This window comes from Caproiciproducens sp. NJN-50 (assembly GCF_004103755.1).
Lineage (GTDB): Bacteria > Bacillota > Clostridia > Oscillospirales > Acutalibacteraceae > Caproicibacter.
Genome location: NZ_CP035283.1, coordinates 358944 through 373329 on the forward strand (window position 1 = coordinate 358944; position 14386 = coordinate 373329).

At 48.8% G+C, this 14386-nt stretch carries 11 protein-coding genes and 1 riboswitch; of the genes, 8 read left to right on the forward strand and 3 right to left on the reverse strand.

The features are described from left to right. Nucleotides 1–39 precede the first annotated feature (39 nt). The 6 genes from EQM14_RS01870 (at nt 40) to EQM14_RS01895 (ending at nt 8508) form a co-directional block, all read left to right on the forward strand. Nucleotides 40–1278: a carbohydrate binding domain-containing protein gene (locus tag EQM14_RS01870; RefSeq protein ID WP_326975646.1), complete on the forward strand. Its 1239-nt coding sequence runs from the start codon at nt 40–42 to the stop codon at nt 1276–1278. Next, complete coding sequence (locus EQM14_RS01875; protein WP_128741364.1) at nt 1230–3482, forward strand: RHS repeat-associated core domain-containing protein; 2253 nt, start codon at nt 1230–1232, stop codon at nt 3480–3482. Before EQM14_RS01870 ends, EQM14_RS01875 begins: the two co-directional genes overlap by 49 nt. Nucleotides 3483–3497: 15 nt before the next feature. Beyond that, the gene (locus EQM14_RS01880; RefSeq protein WP_128741365.1) at nt 3498–4157 is read left to right on the forward strand and encodes a hypothetical protein; all 660 of its coding nucleotides are present in this window, start codon (nt 3498–3500) and stop codon (nt 4155–4157) included. A 149-nt stretch (nt 4158–4306) separates the two neighbouring features. Continuing rightward, entirely contained in the window at nt 4307–5002 is a 696-nt protein-coding gene (locus tag EQM14_RS01885) for an RHS repeat-associated core domain-containing protein (protein ID WP_243112730.1), read from the forward strand. Nucleotides 5003–5018: 16 nt separating this feature from the next. Beyond that, entirely contained in the window at nt 5019–5681 is a 663-nt protein-coding gene (locus tag EQM14_RS01890; RefSeq protein ID WP_128741367.1) for a hypothetical protein, read from the forward strand. Nucleotides 5682–6447: 766 nt separating this feature from the next. After that, on the forward strand, nt 6448–8508 hold the full coding sequence (locus EQM14_RS01895) for a HelD family protein (RefSeq protein WP_128741368.1): 2061 nt from the start codon (nt 6448–6450) through the stop codon (nt 8506–8508). Between the two features lie 318 nt (nt 8509–8826). Here EQM14_RS01895 and EQM14_RS01900 read toward each other — a convergent pair whose 3' ends face one another. From EQM14_RS01900 to EQM14_RS01910, 3 genes are all read right to left on the reverse strand, one after another. Continuing rightward, a complete protein-coding gene (locus EQM14_RS01900; protein WP_128741369.1) occupies nt 8827–9099 on the reverse strand; it encodes a zinc-ribbon domain containing protein in 273 nt (90 codons plus the stop codon). Between the two features lie 174 nt (nt 9100–9273). Beyond that, nucleotides 9274–10464, reverse strand: coding sequence for a YibE/F family protein (locus EQM14_RS01905; RefSeq protein ID WP_164918917.1), 1191 nt, complete (start codon nt 10462–10464; stop codon nt 9274–9276). Between the two features lie 107 nt (nt 10465–10571). After that, the gene (locus EQM14_RS01910) at nt 10572–12152 is read right to left on the reverse strand and encodes a purple acid phosphatase family protein (protein ID WP_128741371.1); all 1581 of its coding nucleotides are present in this window, start codon (nt 12150–12152) and stop codon (nt 10572–10574) included. Nucleotides 12153–12415: 263 nt separating this feature from the next. Here EQM14_RS01910 and EQM14_RS01915 point away from each other — a divergent pair, with 263 nt between their 5' ends. Both EQM14_RS01915 and EQM14_RS01920 read left to right on the forward strand, forming a co-directional pair. Continuing rightward, nucleotides 12416–13444 (forward strand): class B sortase, encoded by a 1029-nt coding sequence (locus EQM14_RS01915; protein ID WP_128741372.1) that lies wholly within the window; start codon nt 12416–12418, stop codon nt 13442–13444. Between the two features lie 146 nt (nt 13445–13590). Beyond that, a riboswitch (purine riboswitch) is annotated at nt 13591–13693 on the forward strand. Nucleotides 13694–13804: 111 nt separating this feature from the next. Continuing rightward, nucleotides 13805–14359, forward strand: coding sequence for a phosphoribosyltransferase family protein (locus tag EQM14_RS01920; protein WP_128741373.1), 555 nt, complete (start codon nt 13805–13807; stop codon nt 14357–14359). Nucleotides 14360–14386 lie beyond the last annotated feature (27 nt).

Consider the following 14386-nt stretch of genomic DNA (forward strand, 5'->3'; position numbering starts at 1 on the left):
TTTTTCTTTGCCTACATTATACCATTTTTGCCTCTCCTTTTGGAACTTTGTCAACACCTCGAACTTGGCACGAAGTCGCTGAAAATATCTCAGAATGTGACAAACCCAACGCGCAGCGGCGCCATGCAGAAGCTGACCAACTTGACGCCGGGTACGGTTTATACGCTGTCCTCATACGTAAAGGCTACAGACACAAGCGGAGGCAACGGAGCCTGCCTATATGTTGCTTTTTTCGATAGCAATGGTAACGGTGCCGGACCTGTAGCCGAGAGTAAGGGAATTTCCAAATCGACAGGAAACGAATGGCAAAGGCTTTCTGTGACCTTTACGGTTCCGACAAACGCAACCCGGGTAGAGGTATACGGCGGTTTGAGCTATGCGAACGGGACCGCCTGGTTTGACTGTCTCCAACTGGAAATTGGAAGTGCTGCCAACACCTACAACATGCTGGAAAACGGGGATTTCAATTATTACAATGAAAGCTACCAGCCCACAAGCTGGGGAACAACAAATTTTGCTTCGGGTGACGGCGTGTCCAACGGTTGGCTTCAGATTAACGGAGGAACAGCGATTGCCAAAAATATTTATCAGGATGTTTCCATCAATAAGCCCGCCAGCCAGGTAACATTTTCCGTATCCGGCGAATCTGAGGCTGATTCTGTCCCCTTAGGTGACAGCTCAACTTCCGGACGCTATTATGCGATTGATCTCGGACTCTTTTATTCGGACGGGACCCACGAATGGCAGTATATCAACTTTAATCCGGATACCAGCGGGATACAATATAACAGTGGGCCAATTTCTGCGTCCAGCCAACATCAGGGAAAGACCATTACCAAAGTAACCTATGACATCATTTATTACAATAACTCAAATACCGCATTATTTAAAAGATTGACCCTGAATTTTGATCTGTCGAAAACGACCAACGAATACAACAGCAATGGGAACCTGACAAAGACCACTCAAGTCAATCAGGGTTCCGCTACCTATACATATCAGAATAACGAGGTAACGACTGCCATCCAGCCGGACGATACCGGAGGCGTTTACACTTATGGCGGGAACGGGCATCCGGACGCTCCTCCCAAACCTCGCTGGGCAGCGTCTACTCGCATGATGACTATGGGAATGTCACAGATACGAAAACCGGAACCGTCAGCGGCGGAGCATTGGCCGGCGGGTCTTTCCTTGAAACCTCTCAAGCCTATGATTCGACCGGAAACTATGTGGCTTCCAGCACGGACGAGCGCGGAAAAGCAACCGCATATAACGTAAATTCGACAACCGGATTGCTCACATCGGTTGAAGGTCCCCAAAAAGAAGACGGCACCGATGGGACCCAAATCACTTATTCTTATGATTCCCTTAAACAGCTGACCGGCGTCTCCGCTGCGAATGGGAGCCAGACGGTCCAAAATCGATACGGATACGATGCTGCGGGCCGTCTGACGCAGATCACGCATAACGGATTCAATTATACCATCGATCATGACGGTTACGGAAACGCGACAATATTTAATGCAGGCTCAAGAAACCTTCTCACCAAAATCTTTGCTTCCGGAAACGGGAATCTTCTTTCGTTAAAGTATAAGAATAACTCCGGCGATTTTGTATGGGGATACAATTACGACTCGCAGGACCGCGTGACCTCCGTTACGAAAAACGGCGCGACCGCTTATCTTTATCTCTACGACGCCCGTGGAAATCTCGCCAAGGTAACGGATCAAACGGTCTACGGAGGATTGACCACCACCTATTCCTATGACCCCAGCAATTACCTGATCAAAAGGGAATCTTCCAGCGGCGACACAATCGAATACAGCTATGACGATAAGAACCGCCCGAACGGCGAATCGTATGTGTTTGACGATCAGAATGTTTCGACCGGCTACACCTACGGCAACGATAACCTGAAAGGCGTTACGAATCTGTCGACGGGCGACGTCGTTTCGCACGCTTACGATTCGCTGAACCGTGAAATAGAAACCTCCATTCATTCCCCCGCGCCGCTTATGCCTTATCTTACAGCTCAGCGCACTTATGTCAGCGTCCCGGACAGCTCCAATAACAGGACGTCTTCCCTCATCGCCGATTATACAAATGCCACAGCCCCTTCGGATGGCGGCACGGCAACCGAACTTTCCCAATATAATTATACCTATGACAACAATGAAAATATTAGGACGGTAACGGATCAGGACGGGAACGAAACCCGGTATACCTACGACCAGTTGAACCAGCTCGTCCGCGTGGACGACCAGAAGAACAGCGTCAGCACGACTTACAGCTATGACGGAGGTGGAAACATCACCGGGACAAGCTCCCACGCTTACACCACGGGGACCCTTGGGGCTTCCACCGGGAGCACCTCCTATGCCTATGGGGACTCCGACTGGAAGGACCTGCTGACCGGCTACAACGGTCAGGGAATCACCTATGACGGCATCGGAAACCCACTGACCTATCGGAACGGGATGTCCTTTACCTGGGAAGGTCGGGAGTTGGTTTCAGCCGTTGCAAATAATCATCATGCGAGCTATACTTATGACGACAGCGGAATCCGCACTCAAAAGGTCGTCGACGGAACGATCACCGATTACTTTACGGAGAACGGCAGGATTCTGGCCCAGCGCAGCGGCGACGACGTCATGTGGTTCCAGTACGACAGCGACGGGACGCCGGTCGGCTTCACCTCCGGGGACGACGCCTACTACTATACCAAAAACGCGCAGGGCGACATCACCGGAATCGCCGGAGTCGACAACGGCGAATACAGGCTGCTGGTGGAGTATGACTATGATGTTTGGGGCAAGCTGCTCAGCACCACCGGAGAAAAGGCGGACACGCTTGGGGTGCAAAACCCGTTCCGTTATCGCAGTTACTACTACGACAACGAGACGGGACTCTACTACCTCAACAGCCGCTACTATGACCCACAGACCGGGAGATTCATCAGCGCGGATGATGCCGAAACTTTGCAGTCATCCCAGGGTGATGTACTTGGAACAAACTTATTTGCATATTGCGAGAATAATCCTGTGATGAATAGTGATCCGGATGGATATCTTTCTATTCCAGCTTGGATTGTTGGTACGTCATTGGACGTATTGTTTCTTGCTCTAAACTCCGCGATGATGGCGGGATATCTTTCTTTTAGTGGAACGATCTATGCCCTTGCAAGAAACCCATTTACAAAGAAACTTGCAATAAATCTAATTACGGATAAAGTAATTCCCGTGTTTGTCAGGGGCTTTTATAATCCAGCATTAACACTGATGCGAAAGGTAATGTGGAGGATTGCCGGGGTGACATTTCAACTGGGTAAAGGTAAGGGAATTGATTTCCTAGTAAATTCATTGAAAAACGGCGCGATGAATCATTTAGCTTCATTTGTTACAAGTATGTTATCTTGGGGTGGGATAATATCAATGGCTTTTGATATGGCAGATGGAAATTGGGATGGATACGTTACGGTTTAAACGAGGTAAGGTATTATGGGTAATATGAAAATTGAATGTTATCATAAAATAGGAATTACTATTTTGCTAAAAATTGATGATGATATGGTCGAATTTAAGGATGATAAAAAGAGCAAATCATTTATTAACTTAATTTTAGAAAATGGAAATCATGAAATAACATTTACCAAAGATTCATTTCTGAATCATTGGTATTGGTGGTTAAACATCTTTAATCCAATTTATGTGCTTTTGTTTCTGAAAAATGTAACAAAAGGAAATTTGGGGTATGACGATGATTTCGCCTCTTGTACAGTTCATTTCACTGTCACCAATAACAAGGATATGAGTTTAAAAGCTGAACTAATTTCTCAAGAACACAACAAAAATGGAAAACAGGGGGACTATTTTAAATTTAGTAATATAAAAGGCAAAAATGTTAATATTAAGTCTATAAAGACTAATAGGATGGAAAAAATCTTAATAAAAAGATGGCGCATTTCAAAAGGATTTCCTATTCCTTTTTACTGTATCTTAACTTATATAGCTTTAGCCATCAAGATGGTTAACAGTGAATTAGCATCCAACATTCCAATTTTTATTTATATTCTGTTTTCTGCTATTTATTCTGTATACGCTTTAATTTCGGTATTCAAGAAAAGGAGTGTTGAAGAAAATTTGAAAGGTGCTAAATAGAACACAAAAATACTACAGTACTATCATCCTGATGGTGCAGTACCCTTTTTATTAAAAGCAAGGACTGGTTTCACTTATACAAAACATCTAATACTGTTATCTCTATCACCGGAATCGCCGGAGTCGAAAACGGCGAATACAAATTGCTGGTGGAGTACGAGTATGACGCCTGGGGCAAGCTGCTCAGTGTTACAGGGGATGAAGCGGACACCATCGGCGTGCAAAACCCCTTCCGGTATCGCGGTTACTACTATGATTCCGAAACCGGGCTTTATTACCTCAACAGCCGCTACTATGACCCGGAAACAGGAAGGTTCATCAACGCGGATGATGTCAGCGTCTTAGGGGCAACACAGGGAGATGTGCTTGGGGCAAACCTGTTCGCGTATTGCGGAAATAACCCCGTTGTGAATAGTGACCCAAATGGAAATTTAAGAATCCCTGCATGGTTTGTGGGTACAGCATTAGATGTCGCGTTCGCTGCTTTGAATGCCGCAATGATGGCTGGGTATCTTTCGTTTAGTGGTACTATTTATGCACTTGCACGAAATCCTTTCATTAAAAAACTTGCAATAAATTTAATCACAAGCAAGGTGATTCCTGTGTTCGTTAGGGGATTTTATAATCCAGCATTAACGTTGATGCGAAAGGTAATGTGGAATTTTGCTAAAGTCTCCGTCCAATTTGGGAAAAGCATGGGTGAAGATGCTCTGATCAATAAATTAGCGAGAGATGCAGTCAACAATTTGATTTCATTTACTTCAAGTATGACTTCTTGGGGTGGAATAATATCAATGGCATTCGACATGGCTGATGGCAACTGGGATGGGTATATCACAGTGTGAACGAGGTAAAGCCTTTATGTGCAATCTTGATATTGAATGTTTCCACAACGCAAAGACTCCAATTTTACTAAAGGTTGATGGCGTTCCCATCAACCTTCAAACCAATAACACGAAGTCCGCTACCTGTTTGATGCTGGAGAATGGCGATCATAAAATAACGATCACAAAGGATTCTTTTATCCTTCATTGGTATTGGTGGCTTAATATATTAAATTTAGTTTACATTTTTATACATCTAAAGAATATGACAAAGGGAAATTTGGGATATGATGATGATTTTGCTTCTTGCACAATCAACTTCGTCGTAAACAATGATAAGGGCGCGAGTTTGAAAGCCGAGCTATTCCTGTGCGAATATGATAAAGGTGGAAAAAAAGGAAATTATTACGAATGGGGAAACATTAAAGGTCATAACATCAAAATCAAAAATGTTTGTGTCAACGAGATGAAAAAAGCACTGATCAGTCGATGGCGCATAGCGAAAGGGTTTCCATTTATCTTTTACTGCATCTTAGTTTATGTCATCTTTGCAATCAAGATTGCAAACAAAGAACTGACCTTTGACGTGCAAACTCTTATCTTTCTTCTGGCTTCTGCTGCCTATTCAATTTTCACTGTTATTTCGGTCTTTAGGAAAAAGAGTGTAGGAACTAATTTGAAAAATTCCCATCATCGTTAATGCCTATATGGATAATAGGCAATATGGAAAGGGCGGTTGAAATTAAAGTCTCAGTCGCCTGTGATCGTACTGTTATTTAAACAGTCCTGTCTGGACCTTGGGGTTTATTTGGGGTTTATGCCTGCAAAAACCGGCCTTTGACTACCAAAGCTGGCGAAATAAAAATTGCAAAAAACTGCATAACACCGCCATTTGTTAACGTTCACCACATTGTACTGAAATAGAATTTTCGGTTTCAAGTGTCCTGTCACCCACACCATGCGTAATGATCCTCGAGTGGTCATAACGACAAAAGCAGGCTGATGATATGTCAGTCTGCTTTTGCGTTGTAGCTTTAGCGAATAACAACTGCCAGCTATGCTGTGAGCATAAAAAATCTTTAGATGCAAGAAAATCTCCTTTTGTTAGAATAGATGCAGGTCTGCCAACCGCATGAAAGAACAAAAGGAGGTTTTGTGGGACGCTTGCCTGTAATATGCCTTTTCAGGGGCTTGTGCATACCGCGCGTTCAACGCGTGGTTTTGATTAAGCACAATAATCCACCAGTAAAAGAAATTTAGATTACATTATCATGATCTGAGTTTTTATATGATTTGAATCACGGTCCCTCGTTGTGCATTCGCGACATAAATCAAAGGAGGAATTAGGCGAATGTCACAACCAACCTCTGGGGTATACCATTAAAATAATATACCTTGTCACGAAGAAAAAGTCTATACTTTCTTGAAAAAATCTCTATAATTTAAGTTGCGAAGGGGGCTATTGAATGTTCAATCAAAGTGAAGCCGAAGAGCAGCGTTATCTTGAAATGATACTAATTAAGCTTAGAAAAGCGTTTCAAGATATAGATGATAAGATTACAAACCAGGCTCACGAAATCCGTGAAAAGAAAAAATATATCTGGGAAAATCTTTCCCAGCTTGACTCAGTGGAAAAAGCGGACAACCGGATTGCTGTGAATAACGCGATCACTTTCGGTGAAAACGCGATTCTACAAAGGCAAAAACTCTCCAAGCTGATCGACTCGCCCTACTTCGGAAGGGTCGATTTTATCAGGGATGGAAAAAACAATGAAAACACTTTTTATATCGGGATTCATAACTTTGCGGAAGAAAGCGGAAATAAAATATTGATTTATGATTGGCGGGCCCCAGTTTCCAGCTTGTTCTACGACTTTGAGGCCGGACCCGCCTATTATATAGCGCCGGCAGGGAAAATGGAGGGGAGAATCACTCTAAAACGGCAGTATAAAGTCAAAGGCGGCCAGATGGAATACATGATCGAAAGTTCCCTCAATATCGACGACGAGGTTCTGCAAAAAGAATTGAGCCAGACCTCCAGCGAACATATGAAAAATATCGTTGCAACCATTCAAAGGGAGCAAAACGCCATTATCCGGAATGAACAGTCGAGGGTATTGATCATACAGGGTGTGGCGGGCTCCGGCAAAACCTCCATCGCCCTGCATCGGGTGGCCTTCCTGCTTTATCGCTTTAAAGACACGCTGACTTCAAAAGACATACTGATTATTTCTCCGAACAAAGTTTTCGGTGATTATATCTCCAATGTCCTGCCGGAACTTGGAGAGGAAGAAATCGCCGATATCGGATTCGAAGAAATCGCGGGTAAGGAGATCACAGGCAGGATAAAATTTCAGACTTTTGAAGAGCAAGTATCCGACTTAGTTGATAACCCTGACAAAGAACTGATTGGTCGCATCCAGTATAAAGCGTCGGCAGATTTCGTGAATTCGCTCAAATCCTTTTTGGGACATGCGGATACAGAATACTTCCGTCCAACCGACCTCAATATCGGCTCGATTGCCGTCGGTAAAGAAGAGCTGCAAAAAGGCTATGAAGCGATGAAGAGGCTGCCGGTCAGGCAGCGCCTCGAAAAAATGGCTGCTAATATTATCACCAGAAGCAAAAATGAGATGGGAAAGAAAATCAAAGCGGCAACCACGATACAGGTGAAAGCGGCTATCATGAAAATGTTTGAATTTCAGGATACGCTGTCTCTCTATTGTCATTTCTTCCATACGATCGAAAAGCCGGGGCTTTTTCAGTTTAAGCGAAAAAACACTTTGGAATTTGCCGACGTCTTTCCTTATGTTTATGTAAAAATATTCTTTGAGGGGGCCGAAGGGGATTACCGGCGAATCAAGCATGTATTGATTGATGAAATGCAGGATTATACGCCAATACAATACGAAGTCCTGGCGAAACTGTACCACTGCAAAATGACGATTTTGGGTGATGCCAGCCAGTCGGTCAATCCTTATAGTTCGTCGACGATGGAAGCAATCAGGAGCATTTACCAAGATGCCGATTGTGTGGAGCTCTGTAAGAGCTACCGCTCCACGACCGAGATCATGAATTTTGCTCAAAAGCTGAAGCGGAACGATCAATTGATCTCTATCGAGCGGCACGGGGAAGAACCGACTGTCGGGAAATGTTCCTCCGCGGATACCCAATTTCGCCAGCTTAAAAAGAAAATTTCACAATTTGCCGGGTCCAATTACCAGTCCCTGGGGATCATCTGCAAGACGCAAAAACAGGCGGCTGAGCTATACGGACAGATTAAGGATCAATTTCCCAAAGTCAGTTTATTGAGTTTCAGCAGCACGGAGTTTCAGGACGGTGTGACAGTGACAACGGCCCACATGGCGAAAGGTTTGGAATTCGATCAGGTAATCGTCCCATTCGCAGATGCTTTCACCTATCGGACGGAAATGGATCGGAGCATGCTGTATATTGCCTGCACCCGGGCAATGCATAAGCTGGACCTGACATATTTTGGCGACCTTTCGCCGTATTTAAAAGGGTAAGGCTTTTGCTTTTAATAGGGCTTCAAGCTCAGAGTCCGCTCTGAACTTCGTATTGGGCCGCAAACTGTATCCGGAAGGGGAGAATGAATTTCGCGTGCAGTCTAAGCGCAAACTGCACGGTGTGTATTCAAGGGGACCGCCAGCCGCCGCGTAACATTGATGTGATACCAAACCGCGATTTGCTCTGCCGCAGTCAAAAGATGGCAGGCCGTCATCGGCAATTAGATGCCGGAAAATAGCAAGGAGGTCCGGCCAAAATGCTGGCCGAACCTCCGAACTGCGTGAAAAAATACGGCTCCGAAGAGCGTATTTGGGGCTTTACCGCCGCTTTGAGAAGCAGTCGCTGCAATAAACCGGACGGCCTGAAGACGGCTGAAACGGTACTTTGCAGGGCTTTCCGCAAGAAGCGCAGACCGCGTCATACATTTCGCGCCGGGAATGCCCGGAATTTTTACGGGCATCGCGGCAGGATTTACACCTTTGCGGTTCGTTCGTGAATCCCTTTTCTTCGAAGAAATCCTGCTCGCTTGCAGTGAATACAAATTCTTGGCCGCAGTCTTTACAGATTAGCGTTTTGTCCTGATGATTCAATTGGCATTCCTCGTTTTAAAAAAATATGCCCGACTACACTGGTCAGGCACTTACACTCAGTATAGATGAAGCAAAGATAATTGTCAAATGTTTTTTATGAGGTCTTTAAATTTCCGCGCAGCGCGACCGCAGGGAATGATTGCTGCCGGATCACATGGAAGAATCGTAATATCTTCATAACCCGTCCGGCTCCCCGCGGTCCCGGCCTTTTCCGAGAAGAGGGAGCAGCTTTGCGGAGAGCAGGGAGACGAGCGGCGCCGTCAGGACCACGGCGGTGCTTCCGGTCAGCGCCTGCAAAATCTCCGCTGTGATCGAATTGGAATTCATCACCTGAAAATACGGCATGTTGTAGGTGTAGATCTGGACCAGCATAACCAGGGAGGAGCCCGTGAACGCGAGGATCAGCGTGTTGGCCATGGTGCCCAGCATGTCCCGGCCCACATTCATGCCGGAGGCGAAAAGGGCCTTTCCGTCGGCCTGAGGGTCCCTCGCATGGATTTCGTTGACGGCGGCGGCCACCGAGATCGCGATGTCCATCACCGCCCCGAGCGATGAGATCAGCACGGCGGCGAAGAACAGGCTGCCCACCTTCAGCCCGCTGTGGGAGGAGATTGCCAGAAGCGAGTCCGTGTCCGCGAACGTGTATCCGGAAGTCCGCGTCAGCATGCCGAACAGGGCTTCGATCCCGGAAGCGGCGGCCACGCCGCCCACCGTGCCGAGGATGGCGACCAGGCTTTTCCACTCGAAGCCTCCCACCAGAAAGAGTGTGACGCAGGCCGTGACGGCGGCGAAGATCAGCGCCGCGGCCGCGGGCGCCACGCCGATATAAAGCAGCGGAATAAAAACAAAGACCGTGCTTGTTACCGTAAACCCGATGGCGAGGACGGACTTGAACCCGCTTCTGCCGCCCGCCCAGCACAGAAGCAGGACGAAAATGCCCGCCAGGAGATAGAGGAAAGGCGTCCTGTCCGGAGAATTGACATTGACGTTGATGGTTTTTCCGTCGCCGGTTTCACTGACGGATACAATGACGGTCTGGCCGGGTTTCACGTAATAGTTCGTGTCGTAATTCAGATTGTTGATGACTGGAAAAGTGCTGCCTTTGCGGCCGCCGGTCAGAAGCCGCACTGTGATGTTCTGCGAACCGATCAGCAGACCGGGATGCTTCTCATCCTTTTTGGCTTCTTCGGACTCCACGGAGACCACTTTCGCTTTCTCGAACGAGATCTTGTCGTTGCCGGACAGGCTGTAAGGGTCGTAATAGGCCTGGTGCCGGCTCGCGGCGTATGCGACGAAAAGATAGGCGCACAGCAGAAGCAGTGAGGCCCCCGCTTTCCAAAAATTTTTGATCGGAATGTTCGGCACGCCGGTTTTCCCCCCTTGCTTTAATAAAGAGGACAACCCCATTGCACGGATTGGTGTAATGAGGCTGTCCGAAAAGATGCCCGCCTCGTTTTACGGGCCTTGAAGCGTCAGCCGCGGGCCGCTTTTTTCCGGAGAATCATGACGGCGCTGAGGAGCGCGGCCAGCAGGGCGACGGCGGCAATTGCGAAGACGGCGCTGTCGCTGCCTTTCCTGTCGCCGGTTTTCGGATTGGAAGCTGTTCCGGCCGGCTTGACGGAGGCCGCCGCCGGAGCCGCCGCTGATTTCGTGATCGTGTAGGTGTCGATCGGCGTATCGGAGCTTGTGGCGTAGGTCGAAAGTGAGATCGCGCCGTCCGTCACGCTGACGTAAGTGTAGGTCGGCACGTTGTTCTGCCAGCCGAACGCGCTGAAGGAGTGGTCGGCGGTCGTGTTGTATTTGTAGTATTTGCTGCCGCTGCCGGAGTCGAGGGTGAAGTAGACGGTGCCTTTGGGATTGGTCACCTTGTTGGTCTTGACCGTATTCACGGGGGAACCGCCGTACATCTGGAACGAGCGGGTATAGTAGTGGTCGTGGCCGTTCAGCACAACGTCGACCGCGTATTTATCCATCAGCTTTGTCCAGTTGTTGCGCATGAACATGACGTCGTCGTCGGAGCTGGTCGCCCCGTCGTGGTTCGCCTCGCTGTAGGGGGCCTGATGGAACGAGACGATCTTCCATTTCGCGTTCTGGTTGGCGCTGATCGCCTGCTTCATAAACGCATCGTGCGCGGAGACATCATAGAAATTGTTGCCTTCCAGAACCATGAACAGGGTGCTGCCGTACCGGAACCAGTAGTCGCCGTTGTTGTCCGGGACATTGTTGGTCTGGGTCTGCCCGAGCGTCGAAAGGTTGGGCTGGTTGTAATGGAAGCTGTAATACCTGCCCATCTGGAAATCATGGTTTCCGGAATACGCCGCGAGAAGGTGCGTCTGAAGGTAATTGACAGATGATTCCGGGTTGAAAAACGCTTTATACTCCTGCTGCTGGGTATAAAGATGGTCGTAGTCGTTCACCTGGTCGCCCATGGAGAACAGGAAGTTGACGTTCGGGAATTTCGAATAGACTTTATTCAGCGTGTTTGCCCATCCGGCCTGGTCGTTGGCGAGATTTCCGCTCGCGCCGACCTGCGGGTCGCCGAACGCCGCGAAGGAAAATCCCTTTGCCGTGCTCTTTGTTTGGAATGTATAAACGGGGCTCCATGTCGTCCCGTCCCCCACGCGGTACGAATAGGAGGTGTCCGGCGCAAGGCTCCCGACCGTCACCTGGCTGGAATATTCATCAGTCAGGGCGGCGCCGCCGGCGTCTGTGAAGGAACTGACCGGATGGTCGGTGTTGCCGGGATTGTCCAGAACGCCTTCGGTGGCTGTCACCAGTTTCGTCGACGCCTGTTTGGCGGCATTGGCTGGAAAGCTGCCGCCCTTTACATCTCCGGTTTTGGCGATCTGAAGCTCGCCGGCGGCGGAACTGCCGCTGATCCAGCAGAAACGGGTTTCCGAATCGCTGCTGCCGACCCCGACGGTGATGTTGTAGGGCGAACCGCCCGCCTCTGCGGCGTGCGCGGCGGTGCCCTGCGCGACGGTGCCGCACAGGACCGCCAAAGAGCACAGGGCCGCCGCCATGGCCCGAATCGTTTTTTTGTTCGTAGGCATGGAAATTTACCTCCTCATATTTCAGACATTTTTATTGTCGATAAAATTGTACCGTATCTTCATTCTTGGAAAGTTATGCCGGTGTTAAAGCCGGTTTAATATTTGAGGAAGGAGCGTTTTTCCGCTTTTTCAGTAAAAAGAAGTCTGCCCCGGATGTTTTTCGGAATCCGCCGGTCCGGTCATTTAACCGGATTTTAAACAAACAGCGTTTGATCGCCGCGCCATGCCGTGCTACGATAAAGATTACGGAAGGGTGGGAGTCGATGAAAATAAGATCACCAAAGTTTTCCCGGCGCTTCCGGCGCATCGGAAGCGCCGTCCGGCGGGGAGCGGACCGGCTGAAAAGAGAGGCGTTCCGGAGAACTGCCCTGTTAAAGGAAGCGGCTTTTCGGAAAACCGTCCTTCTGAAAGAGGCGTCTTTCCGGCAAAATGCCTGGCATGCCGTCTTTTTCCTCAGCCTGTGCGCGTTTGCCGTTTGCTGCGGCATTCTGTTCCACCGCCTGTACACCCTGCCGAAACAGTCGGATGAGGGGCTGGCAAAGGCCCGGTCGCTCTATCGCGGCGCTTCCTCGTCGGTGCCGCAGAGTTCCTCCTCTGCTTCCTTTTCTTCCGCGCCGGAGGAGAAAAAGCTTTCTTTTTCCGAGCTTCAGGCGGCGAACCGGGATGTGAAAGGTTGGATCACGATCCCCGGCACGGCTATTGACGACCCGGTGCTTTGCCCTCCGAAGGACCGGCCGGATTATTACCTGACGCACGACTGGGAGGGCAATGAGACGAAATACGGAAGCATTTTTCTGTATTCAGGTTCTACAAGTCAAAAGAACATCATCCTTTACGGGCACAGCATGAAAGACGGAAGAATGTTCGCGCCTCTGCTGGATTACCAGGAACCTCGCTTTTATGACCTGCATCCCGTGATTCAGTTCCGCCTTGGGAACGATACGGCCGCCTGGAAGATCTTCGCGGTCATCAAGGTCAATACGGACCCTTCGCAGGGAGAGCCGTTCGATTACCAAAAAACCAAATTTGCTTCCCCGAAAGATTTTTCGGACTTTCTCGGCCGGGTGCGGATCCGCTCCGTGCTCAACATCCCCGTTGATCTGAAAACATCGGACACCCTTTTGACCCTTTCCACCTGCTCGTATGAGTTCGACGGATTTCGCACCGTGATTTTTGCAAGGCGGCTCCGGCGGGGGGAGAATGCGTCCGTGGACACGCCGAAGGTTTCCGAAAACGCCGGCGCGCTCTATCCGGATTGCTGGTACGCAAAATTCGGCGGAAAAAGGCCGTAAACATTTTGCCGCTGATACCGGCGTTTATTCCCGAAAAGGGAAGGTTTCTCTTTTCAGATAAAATCAGGAAAAATAAATATTGCAATTAATGATTGATAACGCGGGAGCGGCATGCTATAATCGTTACGTTGCAAAGTTCAGGCTCATAATTGAATATTGAAATACTCCATATAAGTCCACAGATACGGTGTGGACGTTTCTATGTGGCAACCGTAAATTGCCTACGCTATGGTGTTCTTATTTGTCGTCGGACAGGGCAGCCGAAGAAAGGTCGCTCTGTCGGCTTTTGTCATTTTGTCTGCAGGCAGGCTGGGAACACCGTTCCCGGTCTGCTTTTTTATTTTTACAGGGGGCTGGAAGATGAACGAAACATATGAACTTCACGTCGCGGGCCTGACGAGGAAGCTGCCGGTGATCAGAATCACCGATTCCCTGTCGATCGCGAGCTTCGTCATTCTCGGGGACGCGGAGCTGGTGATCCGGGCGGCGCAGGAACTCAGCGGGAAAATTCCGGAAGTGGATTACCTGATCACCGCGGAGGCAAAGGGAATCCCTTTGGTGCAGGAGCTTGCGCGTCTTCTCGGCATGAGCCGGTATTTCGTGGCGAGAAAGAGCATCAAGCCTTACATGACGGATCCCGTCGTCACGGAAGTCTACTCGATCACGACGCAGGCAAAGCAGATCCTGTGCCTTGAAAAGGAGGAAAGCGAGCTGATCCGGGGAAAGCGGATCCTGATCGTCGACGACGTGATCAGCACGGGGGATTCCGTCAAGGCCATGGAGGCGCTGGTGAAAAAAGCCGGAGGCAAAATCGCAGGAAAAGCCGCAATCCTCGCGGAAGGGGATTCGGCGAACCGCAGCGATATCATTTTTTTGGAAAAGCTGCCCGTGTTCCCGGTCAGGCCGTCCCGGTGAGCCTTAGGCACGAATTACGATAGGAGA

Bases quoted from the DNA above. Each gene is read 5' to 3' on its own strand.
- EQM14_RS01880 (WP_128741365.1), top strand. From the start codon at position 3,498: ATGGGTAATATGAAAATTGAATGTTATCATAAAATAGGAATTACTATT.
- EQM14_RS01890 (WP_128741367.1), top strand. From the start codon at position 5,019: ATGTGCAATCTTGATATTGAATGTTTCCACAACGCAAAGACTCCAATT.
- EQM14_RS01895 (WP_128741368.1), top strand. From the start codon at position 6,448: ATGTTCAATCAAAGTGAAGCCGAAGAGCAGCGTTATCTTGAAATGATA.
- EQM14_RS01910 (WP_128741371.1), bottom strand. From the start codon at position 12,152: ATGCCTACGAACAAAAAAACGATTCGGGCCATGGCGGCGGCCCTGTGC.
- EQM14_RS01915 (WP_128741372.1), top strand. From the start codon at position 12,416: ATGAAAATAAGATCACCAAAGTTTTCCCGGCGCTTCCGGCGCATCGGA.
- EQM14_RS01920 (WP_128741373.1), top strand. From the start codon at position 13,805: ATGAACGAAACATATGAACTTCACGTCGCGGGCCTGACGAGGAAGCTG.